A 17,756-nucleotide genomic window follows, 5' to 3' on the forward strand; every position below is an offset into this window, starting at 1 on the left:
ATAACCCTGTGGGAGCTGGCTTGCCAGCGATGGCGGTGGGTCAGCCAACATCAATATTGACTGACAGAATGCAATCGCTGGCAAGCCAGCTCCCACAGGGGATTGTGTTCGGGTCAAAGGATATTGGAGTAGTCGGCTTCGATCCGGTCCAGGCTCAAATGGTTGAGGAAGTTGGAGAAGCACATCCACGCCGACAACGCATTCAAATCGCGGAACTGATCCGGCAGGTACTTCGGTGGCACCACCAATCCTTCATCCACCAACTGACGCAAGGTACGCATGTCTTCCAGCGTGGTCTTGCCGCAGAACAACAACGGAATCTGCTCAAGCTTGCCCTTACGCACGGCCAACTGAATGTAGTTGTAAACCATGATAAAGCCCTTGAGGTAGGACAAGTCTTTGGTGAATGGCAGACCGGTCGGCGTCGAGCCACGGAAAACCCGACTGGCGTTGCCGTAACTTTCCGCCATCTCGAAGCCCTGCTCGCGGAAGAACTCGAAGATCTGCAGGAAGTCGGCGCCCTCCTCGACCATGTGAATGGCGCGGGTGCGATTGGTCAGTTTGCGCAGGCGGCTCGGGTAGGAGGCGAAGGTGATGATCTCCATCAAAATCGCCAGGCCTTCCTGGGTCACCGTCGACGACGGTGGGCCTTTGGACAGGAAGGTGCAGATCGGCTGGTTCAAACCGTTGAGCGTGGTGCCGACGTGCACCAGACCTTCGTGGACTTCCAGCGCGCGCACGTCGCGGTTGTTGAACATCGCGTCGGTGCGGATCTTGATGTAGTCAGCGCCCGCCGCTGCGTCAGCAACGATGCCGTCGGACTCGAAGACGCGGATGGTTTCCTCGGCCTCGCCAAAGACTTTGTTCAGACGGGTTTGCAGCAGATGCACGGCGTCCTTGGCGGTGAGGATCTTCGGCTCGTCCTTCAGATCGCCACGGCCATCGATGTTGTTCAGGTAGTCGGACATCATCAAGCCGAGGTCGGCCAAGGTCGGGTCGCCAGCGTGAAACGCATCGGAGGCGGCGCCGTACAGCTCTTGCGAGATCAGGCCGAAATCCTCGGTGCCGCGCGCTTCGAGCATGCGCACCACCATGCGGTATTCCTTGCACATGCGCCGCATGATCTGCCCGACCGGGTTGAACTGGCCGAGCTGGCGAGTAATGTCGCGCTCGATGTTCTGGAATTCCAGTTTGACCTTGCTCGAATCGAAGGTCAGCGGCCGATTGAGGTAGTAGTCGCGATCGACGGCGGGCATTTCCTTGCCCTTGGCCTTGAGAAAGCCCTTGCGAATGTTCTCGTCCCACTTCACCGCATCGAGGACGCGAATCGGTGTCTGCGCCAGCACAATGCGATCGGACAACATGCGTATCGTCTGCTGGTAATCGTCCACCCGGAACTCCTGTAGAAAACTGAATTATTTGCCGCTGGCCTGACGCTGGTAACGCACGGCTTCAACGAAGACATCGGAATTGGCCGGATCGTCGAGGTAAGCAAAGACCTGGTCGAGGTTGCTGTCGACTTGCACGCCGTCGCCATCGTCGGTCTGGAAAGCCTGACCGTCGAGGGTTTTCTGTTTGATTGCTTGATTGATCTGCTCGAGATCGAGGTTGTAGACCACCAGTTCGCGTTTATCGGTGAGCTCGAAACCGGCGATGGTGAAGTGGCCGCCGAAGCGCGCCGGCACCTTCGCCGACAGATACCAGCGGCTGCCATGACGCGACACGGTGAAGGGATAGGCTTCGCGTTCGTGGGGTTTGGCCTTGAAATAGGTCACGGCCTGGTAGCGGCTATTGCCCAGTCGCGTCAGCTCGAGATTCATCGGCTCGCCCCAGGCATTGGTGCTCGACCATTTGCCGAGCAGGCCCTTGGGCGCCGGGTCACTGGCGGCCAATGGCTCCTTGAAGGTCACCAGACAGCCACTGAGCAGCAGGAACGACAAGGCGATCAGCACGCCACGCCAGGCTTTCATTCAAAACTCCCTATGAATCTGAAACACCTTTCCCCTGTAGGAGCTGCCGAAGGCTGCGATCTTTTGATCTTGGTCTCTAAAAGCAAGATCAAAAGATCGCAGCCTTCGGCAGCTCCTACATTGGGATCGGCGTCAGGCGGCAACGATTGCGTTACACCGACGCGAGCACCAGGTGCATATAGCGCGTCAGGATGCCGAGCATGTCCTCTTCGGCCAAAGGCTCGGCATTGAGCAGGCCCTGATATTCCATCCGTCCGATAATCGCCGTCAACACCTTGGCATCCTGTTGCGGTTCACGCGAGCCCAATACCTGAAACAACTGGCAAGTGCCCTGCAACAGAATCTGCTGATGTGAACGCACCAGAATCGCCAGACGCGGGTTGAGCAACGCTTCCTGACGGAACGCCTGCTCGGCCATCAAATGCTCGCGACGGTTGACCAGTTGACGATGCACGTAGTCGGCCATCAACCGCGCAATGTCGTCGGCCAGTTGCGAGCGCGACTCGGGGCTGCCGTCGCCGCTGACCACCATCTCGCGCAGCAGACCTTCGTTGTTGATCCACAGTTTGGCCATGTACGCCGCGCTGCGCTCGACATACTGGGCGAAGGTATCGGTGAGCAGATCGTCGATATCCTTAAAGTAATAGGTGGTCGCCGACAGCGGCACTCCGGCCTCGGCCGCCACCGCGCGGTGGCGCACGGCACGCACGCCGTCACGCACGACAATGCGCATCGCCGCGTCGAGAATGTCCTGTCGACGCTGCTCACTGCCCTGTCGGCTGGCCTTGCGACCCTGGTACTGAACACTTTCAGCGACCGCAGTGGCGATACCCGCTGCACCCTCTTGAGCTATTGCACCCATCACGACAGAACTTCCTCTGCTATTGCAAAATTAACCAATTGATACATTTGTACCAGACAGGCAATAAAAAGCCGCCTGTTTTAGGCGGCTTTTTAACTGAAACGTTTACGCTTGCGGTCGCATGTGCGGGAACAGGATCACATCGCGGATCGACGGCGAGTTGGTCAGCAACATCACCAGACGGTCGATGCCGATACCTTCACCGGCCGTTGGCGGCATGCCGTACTCCAGCGCACGGACGAAGTCAGCGTCGTAGTGCATGGCTTCGTCGTCGCCAGCGTCCTTGTCGGCCACCTGCGCCATGAAGCGCTCGGCCTGGTCTTCCGCGTCGTTCAACTCGGAGTAGGCGTTGGCGATTTCACGGCCGCCAATGAACAGCTCGAAGCGGTCGGTGACGTTCGGGTTGTCGTCGTTGCGACGGGCCAGCGGCGACACTTCGAACGGGTACTGAGTGATGAAGTGCGGCTGCTCCAGCTTGTGCTCGACCAGCTCTTCGAAAATCATCACCTGCAGCTTGCCCAGACCTTCGAAGCCCAGCACCTTGGCGCCGGCCTTCTTGGCGATGGCGCGGGCCTTGTCGATGTCGTTCAGGTCATCGGCGGTCAGCTCAGGGTTGTACTTGAGGATCGAGTCGAACACCGACAGACGCACGAACGGCTCGCCGAAATGGAACACCTTGTCGCCGTACGGCACGTCGGTACTGCCCAGCACCAGTTGCGCCAGTTCGCGGAACAGTTCTTCGGTCAGGTCCATGTTGTCTTCGTAGTCGGCGTACGCCTGGTAGAACTCCAACATGGTGAATTCAGGGTTGTGACGGGTCGAAACGCCTTCGTTACGGAAGTTGCGGTTGATTTCGAAGACCTTCTCGAAACCACCAACGACCAGACGCTTGAGGTACAGCTCTGGCGCGATACGCAGGAACATTTCCATGTCCAGCGCGTTGTGGTGGGTTTCGAACGGCTTGGCTGCGGCGCCGCCCGGAATGGTCTGCAGCATCGGCGTTTCGACTTCAAGGAAGTCGCGCTTCATCAGGAAGCTGCGGATGTGCGCGATCACTTGCGAACGCACGCGGAAGGTCTGGCGCACGTCTTCGTTGACGATCAGGTCAACGTAGCGCTGACGATAGCGCTGTTCGGTATCGGTCAGGCCGTGGTGCTTGTCCGGCAGCGGGCGCAGCGACTTGGTCAGCAAGCGCACGCTGGTCATTTCAACGTACAGGTCGCCCTTGCCGGAACGCGCCAACGTACCTTCGGCGGCAATGATGTCGCCCATGTCCCAGGTTTTCACCGCGGCCAGGGTGTCTTCGGACAGGGTTTTACGGTTGACGTAGACCTGGATGCGACCGGTCATGTCCTGAATCACCATGAACGAGCCACGGTTGAGCATGATGCGACCGGCAACCTTGACCGGGATTGCAGCCTCTGCCAGCTCTTCCTTGGTCTTGTCCGCGTACTGTTTTTGCAGAGCATCGCAGTAGTTGTCGCGGCGGAAGTCGTTCGGGAAGGCGTTGCCCTTGGCGCGCTCGGCAGCCAGCTTTTCCTTGCGCAGCGCGATCAGGGAGTTTTCTTCCTGTTGCAGGGCTTGCGGGTCGAGTTGTTGGTCGCTCATGTCTTTAGATATTCCATCAGGTTCGTTGCCCCCGGGCCTTGCAGCCCGGGGATCGCCAGCAGGCTGGCTCCTACAGGGATCGCGTTGCAGCAGCGATCCTGTGTGCGTCTTTTACAGCCCCGATTTCAGGCTGGCTTCCAGGTAATCGTCGATATCGCCGTCGAGTACCTTGTCGCAGTCGCTGCGTTCGATGTTGGTGCGCAGATCCTTGATCCGCGACGCATCGAGCACGTACGAGCGAATCTGGTGACCCCAGCCGATGTCGGACTTGGTGTCTTCCAGCGCTTGCGACGCGGCGTTGCGTTTCTGCATTTCCTGCTCGTACAACTTGGCCCGCAGCATTTTCATGGCGGTGTCTTTGTTGGCGTGCTGGGAACGTTCGTTCTGGCAGCTGACCACGGTGTTGGTCGGTACGTGGGTGATACGTACGGCCGAGTCGGTGGTGTTTACGTGCTGACCACCGGCACCGGAGGAACGATAGGTGTCGATCCGCAGGTCTGCCGGGTTGATTTCGATTTCCACCTTGTCGTCGATCTCTGGCGAGACGAAAACCGCAGAGAACGAGGTGTGGCGACGGTTGCCGGAGTCGAACGGGCTCTTGCGCACCAGACGGTGCACGCCGATCTCGGTACGCAGCCAGCCAAAGGCGTATTCGCCCTTGATGTGCACGGTCGCACCTTTGATGCCGGCGACTTCACCGGCCGACAGTTCCATGATGGTCGCGTCGAAACCGCGTTTATCCGCCCAGCGCAGGTACATGCGCAGCAGGATGTTGGCCCAGTCCTGGGCTTCGGTGCCGCCGGAACCGGCCTGGATGTCCAGGTACGCGTTGTTCGGGTCCATTTCATGGCTGAACATGCGGCGGAATTCCAGCTTGGCCAGATTTTCCTCGAGACGGGCCAGCTCGGCGACGACATCGCCCACTGCGCCTTCGTCGTTTTCTTCGACGGCCATGTCCAGCAGGTCACGGCAATCGGCCAGACCGCCGTTCAGTTCATCGAGGGTATCGACGATCTGCGCCAGCGCAGCGCGCTCGCGGCCCAGTTCTTGGGCGTATTCAGGTTTGTTCCAGACACTCGGATCTTCAAGCTCGCGATTGACTTCGGTCAGACGCTCATGCTTTTGATCGTAGTCAAAGATACCCCCGAATAGTTTCGGAGCGCTCGGACAGGTCCTTGATGGTGTTCAGGATCGGGTTGATTTCCATGACGGGCAGCACTCGTTGGCGAACTTTTGAAAGCCGGCGAGTATAACGTAATCAGGCTGTCACGGCAGCCCGTCTGGCGGGTGTGGGGATCATTAAACCCTTGTGCCCTCACCCTAACCCTCTCCCAGAGGTAGAGGGGACCGATTGGGGGATATTCGGGAGGTACGCCGACCTGAAATGGCCTTGCCGAATCCGGAACTGCCAAGCTTGAAGATCCATAATCGACTCGTTCGATCAGGTCGATGTACAGCGCCAGACACCTCCGTCGGCCCCCTCTCCCTCGGGGAGAGGGCTGGGGTGAGGGGAAAGCCGTTATTCGATGCCGACCTGGTTACGGCCATTGTTTTTCGCCAGGTACAACCCACGATCCGCCGCCGAAATCAGCAACCGGCAATCGCTGCCCGACTGCGGCACCATCGTCGCCAAACCAATACTAATCGTCAGGCTCGCCCCTTCCGCCGGGGTGTTGTGCGGGATTTTCAGCGAGGCCACGGTCTGGCGCAGTTTCTCCGCGACCAGCCGCGCGCCGCCCGGCGAGGTGTTCGGCAGCACCAGCACAAACTCCTCACCGCCATAACGCGCCGGCAGATCCGACGGCCGTGCGCTGGCCTCACGGATCGCCGTGGCGACCTTGCGCAGCGCTTCGTCGCCTTCAACGTGGCCAAAGCTGTCGTTGTAGGACTTGAAGTAATCGACGTCGATCATCAACAGCGACAACTGACTCTGTTCCCGCAGCGAGCGGCGCCACTCCAGTTCCAGGTACTCGTCAAAGTGGCGGCGGTTGGACAGCCCGGTCAGGCCATCGGAGTTCATCAGCCGTTGCAGCACCAGATTGGTGTCGAGCAATTGCTGCTGGCTGACCCGCAGCGCGCGGTACGCCGCGTCGCGCTGCAGCAAGGTCATGTAGGAACGCGAGTGATAGCGGATGCGCGCCACCAGTTCGATGGTGTCCGGCAGCTTCACCAGATAATCGTTGGCGCCGGCGGAGAACGCCGCGCTCTTGATCAGCGGGTCTTCCTTGGTCGACAGGACGATGATCGGGATGTCCTTGGTCGCCGGGTGATTGCGGTATTCGCGCACCAGGCTCAGGCCATCGAGGCCGGGCATCACCAGGTCCTGGAGAATCACCGTCGGCTTGATCCGCACCGCTTGGGCAATGGCCTGCTGCGGGTCGGAGCAGAAGTGGAAGTCGATGTTTTCTTGATTCGACAGCCCACGGCGCACCGCTTCGCCGATCATCGCCTGATCATCCACCAACAACACCATGGCGGCGTTTTCGTCGGTTTTAATGTCGTCGATCTGTAAGTCATTCATGGGCGGTCACCTGTGTACTGCGGGGGCCAGGATTGCGGATAAACCTGTTCATTTGGGAAAAATCTCCAGCAATCGTGGCGCTATCTTTTCCAGTGCACGGATTTCAACCGCGGCATCAATCGCCGCGGCAGCCTTGGGCATGCCGTACACCGCACTGCTTTGCTGATCCTGCGCGATGGTCAAATAACCCTGCTGACGCATGAGCTTAAGCCCTTGCGCGCCGTCGCGCCCCATCCCGGTCAATAAAACCCCGATCGCGTCACCATTCCAATAACTGGCGACACTCTCGAAAAACACGTCGATCGAAGGACGATAGATCTCGTTGACCGGCTCGGCGGTGTAGGCCAGCGTGCCGTTTTTCAACAGGCGAATGTGGTGGTTGGTGCCGGCCAGCAGCACGGCGCCGGCCTGCGGCGGCTCACCTTCACGGGCCAAACGCACATCGAGGCCGCTGGCGCTGGCCAACCATTCGGCCATACCGGCCGCAAAGACCTGATCGACATGCTGCACCAGCACCATCGCCGCCGAGAAATCCTTGGGCAAGCCTTTGAGCAACACCTCCAGCGCCGCCGGCCCGCCTGCCGATGAGCCGATCGCCACCAGTCGCTGACACGAAGCGGAACTGCGCTGGGCCGTCGGTGCCGGCCGGGAACGTGTGGGCTTCTCGCCGATCAGCCAGCCGATATTGAGGATCTTGCGCAACAACGGCGCCGCCGCTTCCTGGGCATTACCGGCGCCGAGGGCTGGAGTGTCGACCACGTCCAGTGCGCCGTGGCCCATCGCTTCGAAGACCCGGTGCACGTTCTGCTGCCGGTCGACGGTGACGATGACGATCGCGCACGGGGTTTCGGCCATGATCCGGCGGGTGGCTTCGACGCCGTCCATCACCGGCATGATCAGGTCCATCAGGATCAGATCCGGGGTATTTTCGGCGCACAGTTGCACCGCCTCGGCACCATTGCGGGCGACCCAGACCACCTGATGCGCCGGCTCGAAGGCCAGCGCCCGGCGCAGGGCTTCGACCGCCATGGGCATGTCGTTGACGATGGCGATCTTCATGCCCGCGCTCCTCCGATCAGCTCGACCACTGCGTCGAGCAGGGCGTCGTCATGAAAACTGGCTTTGGCCAAATAATAGTCGGCGCCGGCATCGAGGCCACGACGGCGGTCCTCTTCACGGTCCTTGTACGACACGACCATCACCGGCAGCGATTGCAGGCGGTTGTCACGGCGCAGCAGGGTGACCAGTTCGATGCCGTCCATACGCGGCATGTCGATGTCGGTGATCAGCAAATCGAAGTCCTCTGAACGCAGCGCGTTCCAGCCGTCCATGCCGTCCACCGCCACTGCGACGTCGTAGCCGCGATTGAGCAGCAGTTTGCGTTGCAGCTCGCGCACGGTCAGCGAGTCGTCGACCACCAGCACCCGCTTGCGCGCCGCCTCGGCGGCCTGATTGCCATGACGGGCGATGCGCTCAAGGCGTCCGGTATTGAGTAGTTTGTCCACCGAACGCAGCATGTCTTCGACGTCGACGATCAGCACCACCGAGCCGTCGTCGAGCAAAGCACCGGCGGAGATGTCCTGCACTTTGCCCAGACGCTCATCGAGTGGCAAGACCACCAGCGTGCGCTCGCCGATGAAACGCTCCACGGCAACGCCATAAACCGCATCGCGCTCGCGGATCACCACGACTTTCAGGGTTTCGCCACTGTTCTGGCTGGCCGGACGATTCAGTAACTGGCTGGCCGCCACCAGCCCGACGTGCTGGCCTTCATGCCAGAAATGCTGACGGCCCTCGACCTGCACAATGTCTTCCGGCGCCAGATCACACATGCGTTCGATGTGCGCCAGCGGGAAGGCATACGCCTCTTCGCCAACTTCCACCACCAGACTGCGCACCACCGACAAGGTCAGCGGCACTTCCAGATGAAAGCGACTGCCCTCGCCCGCCGTCTGCTCCAGCACCACGGCCCCGCGCAACTGGCGAACCATGTGTTGAACGGCATCAAGGCCAACGCCCCGCCCGGATACTTCGGTGACGGTGTCGCGCAGGCTGAAACCGGGCAGAAAGAGGAAGGTCAGCAGTTCTTCCTCGCTCAGTTGCGCAGCGGTTTCGGCTGGGGATAACTGCCGCTCGACGATGCTGCGGCGGACCTTTTCCAGGTCGACACCATTGCCGTCATCGCTTAATTCCAGCACCAGCAGTCCAGCCTGATGCGAGGCACGCAGGCGGATCAGGCCTTCTTCCGGTTTGCCCTTGAGCAGCCGTTGCTCAGGGGTTTCGATGCCATGATCGACCGCGTTGCGCAGCAAATGCGTCAGCGGTGCTTCGAGCTTTTCCAGCACATCGCGGTCGACCTGAGTCTTCTCGCCTTCGATCTCCAGGCGTACCTGTTTGCCGAGGCTGCGGCCCAGATCGCGAACCATGCGCACCTGACCGGTAAGCACATCGGCAAAGGGCCGCATGCGGCAGGCCAACGCCGTGTCGTAGAGCACTTGCGCGCGCTGGCTGGCCTGCCAGGCGAATTCATCGAGTTCGGCGTTTTTCTCGCTCAGCAGTTGCTGGGATTCGGCGAGCAAACGGCGCGCGTCTTCCAAGGCCTCCAGCGCCTCCAGACTCAGCGCGTGTTCCTTGAGGTGGACGTTGAGGTTTTCCAGCGCGCGCAGGCCGTTGTTCTGCATGCGTTTGAGGCGCTGCATGGTCGCCAGATGTGGTTTGAGGCGCTGGGTTTCCACCAGCGACTTGCTCGACAGATCGAGCAGGCTGTTCAGGCGTTCGGCGGTGACCCGCAGCACCCGCTCGCCACCCTCAGTGGTGCGTTTGCTCTTGCGTGGCGCCGGTTCGGACGCTTCGACCGGGGTTTCGATGATCGGCGCTGGCGCAGGTTCAAATACCGGCGGCGCTTCAAGTTGCAACTCGGCCATCGGCGGCGAAACGAACGCTGCCGGCGGCGTCGACGGATCAAGCAAGCTCGCCATCAACGCCACATAAGCTTCAATATCGCTCGGCTGCGGCGCATTGGCCGGGGTGGCGATGCGCATCAGCAAATCGGTGCCCTGCAACAGCGCATCGATGTGTTCGGGGCGCAGCAGCAAGCGCCCTTCCTGGGCGCTGACCAGGCAATCTTCCATGACATGAGCGACGCTGACGCCGCTGTCGATGCCGACAATTCGTGCCGCGCCTTTGAGCGAATGCGCCGCGCGCATGCACGATTCGAGTTGATCGGCCTGGGTCGGGTTACGCTCCAGCGCCAGCAACCCGGCACTGAGTACTTGGGTCTGCGCTTCGGCTTCGAGGCTGAACAGCTCAAGCAACGAGGCATCGCGCATTTGCTCGGGGGTCATGTGAGGCTCCGGGTCACGGCGGACAGCAGCTGTTCTTCATCCAGCCAACGCAGGCTGCGACCGCGATATTGCAGAACACCACGGGTGTATTTGGCACTGGCTTGCGCGCCGGACTGCGATGCCGCATCAAGAATGCGCTCATCAATGGCATGAATGCCGTCGACCTCATCCACCGGCACCACCACCGGCCCGCCATGGGCGGCGATGATCAACATGCGCGGCATGATGCGCACACCTGTGGCCGGCGCGGCGTTGCCATCCAGATCGAGCAATTCAACCAGTGACAGGCACGCCACCAGTGCGCCACGCACATTGGCCACGCCGAGCAAGGCCCGCGAGCGCTGGTGCGGCAACGAGTGGATCGCCTGCAGCGGCGCGACTTCGACGAGACTGCGCGTCGCCAGCCCCAGCCATTCTTCGCCGAGCCGGAACATCAGCAGCGAGCGGGTTTTCACATCGCTTTCCACGGCGATCGCCACCGGATCGCGCTCGTCCTGCTGCAACGCATAACGGTCAAGCAGGCGCGTGGCGGCGGCGGAATACACCGAGCAATTGCGGCAATGAATATGCTCTTCCAGCAGCGGACAGGACTTGTCGCCATGAATGCCGATGCGGTTCCAGCAATCGTCGATGGCCCGGGCGTCTTCGTGGGTGACGTTCAAGGTGTCGGACGGGATCATCGTTTACGCTCACTGTCGGCGGTGCGGCCGCTGCGGGCGGCGCGCTCCTGCAATCGTCTGGCACCCGCCGTGTCGCCCTGGGCCTGCAGCAACGCGGCCAGGTGCATCAACGCTTCGGGGTGTTGCGGTTCGAGGTACAACGCCTTGCGGTAAAAGCCCTGAGCTTCGAGGGTCAGGCCGGCGACATCGCTGAGCAAGCCGAGCCAGTAAAACACCTGAGCCACCGGTTCATGGCTGCGCAAATACTGGTCGCAGGCGGCGCGGGCCTCGGCACTTTTGCCTTCGTTGGCCAGCGCGGCGATGTTGGCCAGCAGGGTCGCGGCGTCCGGGTTCGTGCTTTTGCGGGTAATCGGTAGCGGCCTCACGGCGGCAAACGGTCGATTGCGCACCACTGGGGGCGGCGTACTGCGTGGCGGTTGGCTGACCGGCACCGCGATCGGCTTGGGTGTCGGCAGCGGTTCGGGGTGCGGATCGCTGTGGCGGCTGAAGGCAAAGGATTGCGGGATACCGATCGAACGCATGCCCAAGCGCCCGAGCAGACTGCCCTCGGCCGGGCCGATAAACAGCACGCCATCGAAATGCGTCAGGCGCTTGAGCACCTCAAACACCAGTTTTTGCGTCGGCTGATCGAAATAGATCAGCAGGTTGCGGCAGAACACGAAATCGAACGCCGGCTCGCTGGCCAACAGCGTTGGATCGAGCACATTGCCGACCTGCAAACGCACCTGTTCACGCACATCGTCATTGACCCGATGGCCTTCCTGCTCAGCCGTGAAATGCCGGTCGCGAAAGTCCAGATCCTGCCCGCGAAACGAATTTTTGCCATACAGCGCACGCCGCGCCTTCTCCACCGACAGCGGGCTGACGTCCATGCCATCGACCTTGAACTGATGCGGCTTGAGCCCGGCATCGAGCAAAGCCATGGCGATCGAATAGGGTTCTTCACCGGTGGAACACGGCAGGCTGAGGATGCGCAGTGCGCGCATGTTGTTCAGCTCAGCGAGACGATTGCGCGCCAGTTTGCCCAGCGTGGCGAAGGATTCCGGATAACGGAAAAACCACGTCTCCGGGACGATCACTGCTTCGATCAGCGCCTGTTGTTCGTCTCGCGAGCCTTGCAGCAATTGCCAATACTCATCGGCATGCACGGCTTGCGAAAGCGTCGTGCGCTGGCGCACCGCCCGCTCGATGATTGCCGGCCCCACCGACGTCACATCGAGGCCGATGCGTTCCTTGAGAAAATCGAAAAAGCGCTGATCGCTGCTCATGACTGCGCCTCAAGCTGCGCCGGATTCAGCGGCGGATCGGGGAACAGCAAGCTGCGCACGGCGTCATCGAGCAAGTCATTGACCCGCACCCATTGCACCAAGCCCTGGGCATCTTCGCGCACCGGGCCGAGGTAAGGCGCCTCGCGGTTGGCGAGGCCGTAAGGCTGAAACTCCTGCGGATGGCAGCGCAGGGTGTCGGTGGCCTGTTCCAGAATCAGCCCCAGCCATTGTGCGGGCTGCGCTTCATCCGGCCGGTAATTGACCAGCACCAGACGGGTGCTGGTGCGCGCCTCGGCGGGCTGGCCGAAGGTCAATGCGCTGAGGTCGATCACCGGCACCACCGCACCGCGATAGGCAAACACCCCGGCGACCCACTGCGGCGCCCGCGCGATCGGCTTCAACGGCAAGCGCGGCAGCACTTCCGCCACGTCGGTGGCGCGCAAGGCGTAGCGTTCGCTGCCAATGCGAAACAGCAGGAACAACGCCGGCTTCGCCACCTGCGCGGCGCTGCGTTTGGCGAGGATTTCGCTCATCAGACTTTGAATCGCGAAACGCCGCTACGCAGCCCAACGGCCACCTGGCTCAGTTCGTCGATGGCGAAACTGGCCTGACGCAGCGACTCGACGGTCTGGCTGCTGGCGTCACCCAACTGCACCAGCGCGTGGTTGATCTGCTCGGCGCCGGTGGCCTGGGCCTGCATGCCTTCGTTGACCATCAACACCCGCGGCGCCAGCGCCTGCACCTGATGGATGATCTGCGACAGCTGCTCGCCGACCTGCTGCACTTCGGACATGCCGCGACGCACTTCTTCGGAGAATTTGTCCATGCCCATCACCCCGGCAGACACCGCCGACTGGATCTCGCGAACCATCTGCTCGATGTCGTAAGTGGCCACGGCGGTCTGATCCGCCAGACGCCGCACTTCCGTGGCGACCACGGCAAAACCGCGACCGTATTCACCGGCCTTCTCGGCTTCAATCGCAGCGTTGAGCGACAACAGGTTGGTCTGGTCGGCGACCTTGACGATGGTCACCACCACCTGATTGATGTTGCCGGCCTTCTCATTGAGGATCGCCAGTTTGGCGTTGACCAGATCGGCCGCGCCCATCACCGAGTGCATGGTGTCTTCCATGCGCGCCAGGCCTTGCTGGCCGGAACCGGCCAGCACCGAGGCCTGATCGGCGGCGGTAGACACTTCGGTCATGGTGCGCACCAGATCGCGCGAGGTGGCGGCGATTTCGCGGGACGTCGCGCCGATTTCGGTGGTGGTCGCGGCGGTTTCGGTGGCGGTGGCTTGCTGTTGCTTGGAGGTGGCGGCGATCTCGGTCACCGAGGTGGTGACCTGCACCGACGAACGTTGCGCCTGAGACACGAGCGCGGTCAGCTCGGTCATCATGTCGTTGAAGCCGGTTTCGACGGCGCCGAACTCGTCCTTGCGGTCGAGGTTCAGGCGCGAACTGAGGTCACCGGTACGCATGGTTTCGAGGATCTCCACGATACGGTTCATCGGCGCCATGATCGCGCGCATCAGCAACAAACCGCAGAGGCCTGCGGCGAGTACGGCGACCAGCAGGGAAATGAACATGCTGACTTTGGCAGCCGCCACGGCATCGTCGATGTTGTTCATGGCCTGATCGGCGACTCTCTTGTTCTCGCCGATGATGTCGTTGAGCTTCATGCGCCCGGCGTACCAGGCTGGCGTCAGCTTTTCGTGGAACATCCTGACCGCGTCCGCTTCCAGGTTGCGCTTGTGCAGGTCCAGCACGGCATCCTGAATCTGGAGATAGGCGTCGTGGTACTTCTCGAACGCGGCGAACTCGGTCCGGTCCTCGTCGGTCGCCATGGTCTTGCGATAGTTTTCCATCTGCTCCTGCAAACGCGCCTCGAACGCCTTGTAGTCCGCGGCGTCCTCGCTGGAAACCCCCTGACCTTCCTTGAGTCCGAGCAGTTCTTGCGTCTGCAGATAACTGTCGACCCAGGCGCCACGGATCATCGAGCTGTAATAGACGCCGGGAATCGCGTCATCACGCACGCTGTTTTCACTGGCCTCGATCTTCAACAGGCGTGAATACGAAACGACGACCATCAGCAACATGATGGCGATAATCACCGCAAAGCTCGCCAAAATACGTTGGCGCAACGTCCAGTTCTTCACAGTGATTCCTCGTGCCTGATCGAAATGCGGGGAGTATAGCCGAGGGCGGTGTTTCATTTATAAGACGCTTTTTCACCCTCGGGCCTGTCCGGTGTGGTTAGCGGGAAGGCTCTGGGGTGGGACTGTCCGACAATTGCGAGTGAGCGTGCCAGTGGGGTAATGGCAAAAAGGGGCGATAGATCGGCCATTGCCGCCGGTGTGCGGCGGAAAATGCCTTCGCGAGCAAGCTCGCTCCCACATTGGAACGCAATCCCCTGTGGGGCCGAGCTTGCTCGCGAAGGGGCCAGCCGGGTTTACACCGATGCGATGCGCACCTGCTTCTCCAGCTCCACCTTCAACCCCGGCTCCAGCTTCAACTGCCGCGCCAGTTCATCCAGATAGCTCTTCTCCATAAAATTCTCCTCATCCACCAACATCACGCTGGCGATGTACATTTCTGCCGCCATCTCCGGCGTACTCGCGGCGCGGGCGACGTCGGTGGGGTCGAGGGGTTTGTTGAGTTCGGCGTGCAGCCAGTGTTGCAACTCCTGATCGTTATCGAGCTTGGTGAATTCACCTTCGATCAATTCGCGCTCGCGATCATCGATATGGCCATCGGCCTTGGCGGCAGCAACCAGGGCTTTAAGAATGGCCTGACTGTGTTGCTCGGCTTGTGCCGGTTGCAAGCGGTCGAGGGTTTGCGGTTCGCTTTGTGGGGCGGTGCCTTTTTGCGCGTTGTAGTTGCCGTAGGCTTTGTAGGCCAGTACACCCAGCGCGGCCAGCCCGCCGTAGATCGCGACTTTGCCGCCGACCTTGCGCACTTTCTTGTTACCAAGCAGCAAGCCCATCGCGCCAGCCGCCAGTGCACCGCCGCCGGCGCCCGACAGAAGACCACCGAGGCCGCCAGAGCCAGAAGAGCCGCCGAGCAAACCGCCCAAGCCACCGCCAGCCGGTTTGTTCTGCGTTCCGCCAGCCTTGTTCTGCAACAGATCCTGGCCAGACTTGAGTAGCTGATCAAGCAATCCACGGGTGTTCATGTTCCGCCTCCAAAACAGGGGTTATCCGGATCTATAAGGCCCTCAGCCTAGTTCGAAAGTGCCCCTGCCCGGCCTGCGAGTGTGCTTCCAGATGTTGCTTGCACATTTGACTTGCAGATTGCCGCTCACAGCTAACCTCTAAAAAAACGATATACACTCAAACCAATCTATAAAAACCGCCCACTGGGTACCTCTTCTCATGATGAACCTGCGTCAGATCCATCACTTCATCGCCGTGGCCGAGACCGGTTCGATCTCCGCCGCCGCGCAAACCGCGTTCATTTCCCAATCGACCCTGACCCTGGCCATCCAGCAATTGGAAGAAGAAATCGGCGTCAGCCTGTTCAGATGATGGTCGCCTGGAAAATCGCCCCGGCGCTGGCTGCCGGTAATACCGTGGTGCTCAAGCCGTCGGAACAAACCCCACTGACCGCGTTGCGTCTGGCCGAACTGGCGTCGGAAGTCTTCCCGGCCGGTATTCCTAGGCTCGCGATGAAATGGTCATCGGCAGCCGCCTGCTGAAAAAGATTTCTCCTACCACCGAAGTACCGGTTGCCGCACTGTTCGTGTCCGGCGTCCTGCCGGCCCTGATCATCGCCCTCGGCTTCTTCCTGCAAGACGCCGTGGCCACCATCGTCAGCTTCGCCGCCATCGGCATCTACCTCGCGTTCAAGATGATCGTCCTCGTCGCCCTCTACGCCCGCAGCAAAGGCTGGAAACCGAGCGGCAAATTCACCCTCGGCGCACGGGGCTGGCCAGTGAACGTCGGCGCGCTGGTATATGGCGTTGGCGCAATCATCAACATGGCCTGGCCACGCACGCCGGATGCGGCTTGGTATGTGAACTATGCGATGGTGTTGAGCACGGTGATCGTGATTGGCTTGGGGCTGGTTTATATGTGGATTGGCAAGCCGTATGACCATGGCAAGGCGCCGGCTGGGGATGCCTGGAAGGTGAGTCGCTAAGAGTTTTTGACCTCGGCACCGACAAGGTGCCGGGGTTCAGGAAAGCCGAGAAAAACCATCAAAAAGAAAGCTCTGCCTGATCGTGCTTCAACAGGGAAATACGGTCGAACAGTTTGATTTTTTCGTTGGCTTTTTGCTTGGCGTGATCAGACATGAATGCAATCAATTCTTCGAGCTGACTGACGTCTCCGACCACTTTGAATTCCTTTTCCTTGTTGACGAAAACAAGCGACTTCTTCTTTCTCGACAACAATTCAATGACATTGCTGAGCGTGCCGGTGCTCTTTGCATCCCAGATCATCAAGCCGTAGTCAGCCGCTTCAGCCATGACGACGTCTTTTTCAGTGAAGAAAGCTCTCGAGCCTTTGGAATGCTTGGAGTCGACTGTTCTGGCGGGCCACTGCCCTAGGTTGTTCCTCGGTGCCGAGCCACTGCAGAACACCGTGGTTCTGGATCGTTCGAGGCTCAACAGGTACTCCTGAATGGAGGTGTCGGCGCCACCTGCATCACCCACTACCACCTCAAAATCAGACGCAACGATATTATTGATACGCTCTTTGACCTTCGGATCAAGGTTCTTGATGTTGATAGAGCCGGCAATAAATACAGTCGTCATTGAGTTCACTTCCAAGTTAGCGCTGCTACGTAAATCTTCCCTACCTTTGGATATTTACGTAAAACAGCGCAGGCCGCGTCCATCGACGCCCCGCTATCAAACAAATCATCTACAACCAAAACATTCCAGCGCCCATCTGTAGTGATTTCATCATTGACGCTGAAACTGTCTCCAATCGCAGCAACCTTGTCTGCTTTCGAATGCAAATCCTTGAGCGACTTTCCGGTGGCTGCTTTTCGAAGCAAATCCGAGAAAACCGGCAGTCCAGTAATTTGTCCCAACGCCAAGGCAACCTCAGTTACGGGTTGTCGCTGACGAATATTTGAAGCTGGCATAGGCACTACAAAACCTACCTGATCCAATTTCGGGAACACATTTGTCGCTACCGCTTGGGCGAGTGGGCCGACCTGAGTCCAATCCTTCTGGTATTTGAGCTGGTAGGTCGCCTCGCCTATCTCAGTGCGCTGATTATCGAAGCACGGATGTCCGCGATCATCGTTGCCAAGAAAGGTACTACTTACCATGTGTTTGTCCAGCACCCAGCCCTGATCCCATGGGCCATTGATCTGTTTGAGGGATACCTTCATTGAATTCTCCATTCCTTTGAACCCTGAAACCAAGAGCTGAGCATCTGTAGCGATGCGCAAGATTCAAACAAATAACGGAAAAAACACTGGTTAGGGGCGGGTTCGCTGGCACCAATGCAAAAACAGGCATCTCCTACAGATACGACCCTCAGAGATAAAACCTC

Annotated in this window: 15 protein-coding genes and 3 pseudogenes; 3 read left to right on the top strand and 15 right to left on the bottom strand. The window is 60.1% G+C overall.

The window, feature by feature from the left end; all coding sequences use genetic code 11:
• Window positions 1-113: 113 nt before the first annotated feature.
• From QZR14_RS05325 to QZR14_RS05385, 13 genes are all read right to left on the bottom strand, one after another.
• A complete protein-coding gene (locus QZR14_RS05325) occupies window positions 114-1,364 on the bottom strand; it encodes a flavohemoglobin expression-modulating QEGLA motif protein (protein WP_311996110.1) in 1,251 nt (416 codons plus the stop codon).
• Window positions 1,365-1,415: 51 nt separating this feature from the next.
• Window positions 1,416-1,970 carry a hypothetical protein gene (locus tag QZR14_RS05330; protein ID WP_311996060.1) on the bottom strand — a complete coding sequence of 185 codons (555 nt, stop codon included), beginning with the start codon at window positions 1,968-1,970 and terminating at the stop codon, window positions 1,416-1,418.
• A 151-nt stretch (window positions 1,971-2,121) separates the two neighbouring features.
• Entirely contained in the window at window positions 2,122-2,832 is a 711-nt protein-coding gene (locus tag QZR14_RS05335) for a TetR/AcrR family transcriptional regulator (protein ID WP_250608233.1), read from the bottom strand.
• A 105-nt stretch (window positions 2,833-2,937) separates the two neighbouring features.
• On the bottom strand, window positions 2,938-4,440 hold the full coding sequence (gene lysS, locus QZR14_RS05340) for a lysine--tRNA ligase (RefSeq protein ID WP_194933266.1): 1,503 nt from the start codon (window positions 4,438-4,440) through the stop codon (window positions 2,938-2,940).
• A gap of 111 nt (window positions 4,441-4,551) precedes the next feature.
• Window positions 4,552-5,647, bottom strand: a protein-coding gene (gene prfB, locus QZR14_RS05345; RefSeq protein ID WP_311996061.1) for a peptide chain release factor 2 whose coding sequence is annotated in 2 segments (ribosomal slippage) — window positions 4,552-5,574 and window positions 5,576-5,647 — 1,095 coding nt in all. Because the reading frame shifts where the segments join, the coding sequence is not laid out codon by codon here.
• 312 nt (window positions 5,648-5,959) lie between these two features.
• Window positions 5,960-6,961 (bottom strand): response regulator, encoded by a 1,002-nt coding sequence (locus QZR14_RS05350; RefSeq protein ID WP_250607461.1) that lies wholly within the window; start codon window positions 6,959-6,961, stop codon window positions 5,960-5,962.
• A gap of 48 nt (window positions 6,962-7,009) precedes the next feature.
• Complete coding sequence (locus QZR14_RS05355; protein WP_311996062.1) at window positions 7,010-8,020, bottom strand: chemotaxis response regulator protein-glutamate methylesterase; 1,011 nt, start codon at window positions 8,018-8,020, stop codon at window positions 7,010-7,012.
• On the bottom strand, window positions 8,017-10,305 hold the full coding sequence (locus QZR14_RS05360; RefSeq protein ID WP_311996063.1) for a hybrid sensor histidine kinase/response regulator: 2,289 nt from the start codon (window positions 10,303-10,305) through the stop codon (window positions 8,017-8,019). Before QZR14_RS05360 ends, QZR14_RS05355 begins: the two co-directional genes overlap by 4 nt.
• Window positions 10,302-10,985, bottom strand: coding sequence for a chemotaxis protein CheW (locus QZR14_RS05365; RefSeq protein WP_250607454.1), 684 nt, complete (start codon window positions 10,983-10,985; stop codon window positions 10,302-10,304). Before QZR14_RS05365 ends, QZR14_RS05360 begins: the two co-directional genes overlap by 4 nt.
• Window positions 10,982-12,253 (bottom strand): CheR family methyltransferase, encoded by a 1,272-nt coding sequence (locus tag QZR14_RS05370; protein WP_311996064.1) that lies wholly within the window; start codon window positions 12,251-12,253, stop codon window positions 10,982-10,984. The genes QZR14_RS05365 and QZR14_RS05370 overlap by 4 nt, the downstream gene beginning before the upstream one ends.
• Entirely contained in the window at window positions 12,250-12,786 is a 537-nt protein-coding gene (locus QZR14_RS05375) for a chemotaxis protein CheW (protein WP_311996065.1), read from the bottom strand. Before QZR14_RS05375 ends, QZR14_RS05370 begins: the two co-directional genes overlap by 4 nt.
• Complete coding sequence (locus QZR14_RS05380) at window positions 12,786-14,408, bottom strand: methyl-accepting chemotaxis protein (RefSeq protein ID WP_250607448.1); 1,623 nt, start codon at window positions 14,406-14,408, stop codon at window positions 12,786-12,788. Before QZR14_RS05380 ends, QZR14_RS05375 begins: the two co-directional genes overlap by 1 nt.
• Before the next feature lie 293 nt (window positions 14,409-14,701).
• Complete coding sequence (locus QZR14_RS05385) at window positions 14,702-15,424, bottom strand: tellurite resistance TerB family protein (RefSeq protein WP_311996066.1); 723 nt, start codon at window positions 15,422-15,424, stop codon at window positions 14,702-14,704.
• A gap of 199 nt (window positions 15,425-15,623) precedes the next feature.
• On the opposite strand from QZR14_RS05385, the pseudogene QZR14_RS05390 reads away from it, so the two are divergent.
• From QZR14_RS05390 to QZR14_RS05400, 3 pseudogenes are all read left to right on the top strand, one after another.
• Window positions 15,624-15,770, top strand: a pseudogene (locus QZR14_RS05390) (LysR family transcriptional regulator); the annotation flags it as partial.
• Window positions 15,771-15,775: 5 nt separating this feature from the next.
• Window positions 15,776-15,907, top strand: a pseudogene (locus tag QZR14_RS05395) (aldehyde dehydrogenase family protein); the annotation flags it as partial.
• Window positions 15,908-15,909: 2 nt separating this feature from the next.
• A pseudogene (locus QZR14_RS05400) lies at window positions 15,910-16,389 on the top strand (amino acid permease); the annotation flags it as partial.
• A 58-nt stretch (window positions 16,390-16,447) separates the two neighbouring features.
• Here the strand turns inward: QZR14_RS05400 and QZR14_RS05405 are convergent.
• Both QZR14_RS05405 and QZR14_RS05410 read right to left on the bottom strand, forming a co-directional pair.
• Entirely contained in the window at window positions 16,448-17,005 is a 558-nt protein-coding gene (locus tag QZR14_RS05405) for a hypothetical protein (protein WP_064120574.1), read from the bottom strand.
• Between the two features lie 5 nt (window positions 17,006-17,010).
• Complete coding sequence (locus tag QZR14_RS05410) at window positions 17,011-17,592, bottom strand: ComF family protein (protein WP_007967761.1); 582 nt, start codon at window positions 17,590-17,592, stop codon at window positions 17,011-17,013.
• Window positions 17,593-17,756 lie beyond the last annotated feature (164 nt).

Source organism: Pseudomonas sp. rhizo66 (genome assembly GCF_031931925.1).
GTDB lineage: Bacteria > Pseudomonadota > Gammaproteobacteria > Pseudomonadales > Pseudomonadaceae > Aquipseudomonas.

Bases quoted from the DNA above. Each gene is read 5' to 3' on its own strand.
- QZR14_RS05325 (WP_311996110.1), bottom strand. From the start codon at position 1,364: ATGTTGTCCGATCGCATTGTGCTGGCGCAGACACCGATTCGCGTCCTC.
- QZR14_RS05330 (WP_311996060.1), bottom strand. From the start codon at position 1,970: ATGAAAGCCTGGCGTGGCGTGCTGATCGCCTTGTCGTTCCTGCTGCTC.
- QZR14_RS05335 (WP_250608233.1), bottom strand. From the start codon at position 2,832: ATGGGTGCAATAGCTCAAGAGGGTGCAGCGGGTATCGCCACTGCGGTC.
- lysS (WP_194933266.1), bottom strand. From the start codon at position 4,440: ATGAGCGACCAACAACTCGACCCGCAAGCCCTGCAACAGGAAGAAAAC.
- QZR14_RS05350 (WP_250607461.1), bottom strand. From the start codon at position 6,961: ATGAATGACTTACAGATCGACGACATTAAAACCGACGAAAACGCCGCC.
- QZR14_RS05355 (WP_311996062.1), bottom strand. From the start codon at position 8,020: ATGAAGATCGCCATCGTCAACGACATGCCCATGGCGGTCGAAGCCCTG.
- QZR14_RS05360 (WP_311996063.1), bottom strand. From the start codon at position 10,305: ATGACCCCCGAGCAAATGCGCGATGCCTCGTTGCTTGAGCTGTTCAGC.
- QZR14_RS05365 (WP_250607454.1), bottom strand. From the start codon at position 10,985: ATGATCCCGTCCGACACCTTGAACGTCACCCACGAAGACGCCCGGGCC.
- QZR14_RS05370 (WP_311996064.1), bottom strand. From the start codon at position 12,253: ATGAGCAGCGATCAGCGCTTTTTCGATTTTCTCAAGGAACGCATCGGC.
- QZR14_RS05375 (WP_311996065.1), bottom strand. From the start codon at position 12,786: ATGAGCGAAATCCTCGCCAAACGCAGCGCCGCGCAGGTGGCGAAGCCG.
- QZR14_RS05385 (WP_311996066.1), bottom strand. From the start codon at position 15,424: ATGAACACCCGTGGATTGCTTGATCAGCTACTCAAGTCTGGCCAGGAT.
- QZR14_RS05405 (WP_064120574.1), bottom strand. From the start codon at position 17,005: ATGACGACTGTATTTATTGCCGGCTCTATCAACATCAAGAACCTTGAT.
- QZR14_RS05410 (WP_007967761.1), bottom strand. From the start codon at position 17,592: ATGAAGGTATCCCTCAAACAGATCAATGGCCCATGGGATCAGGGCTGG.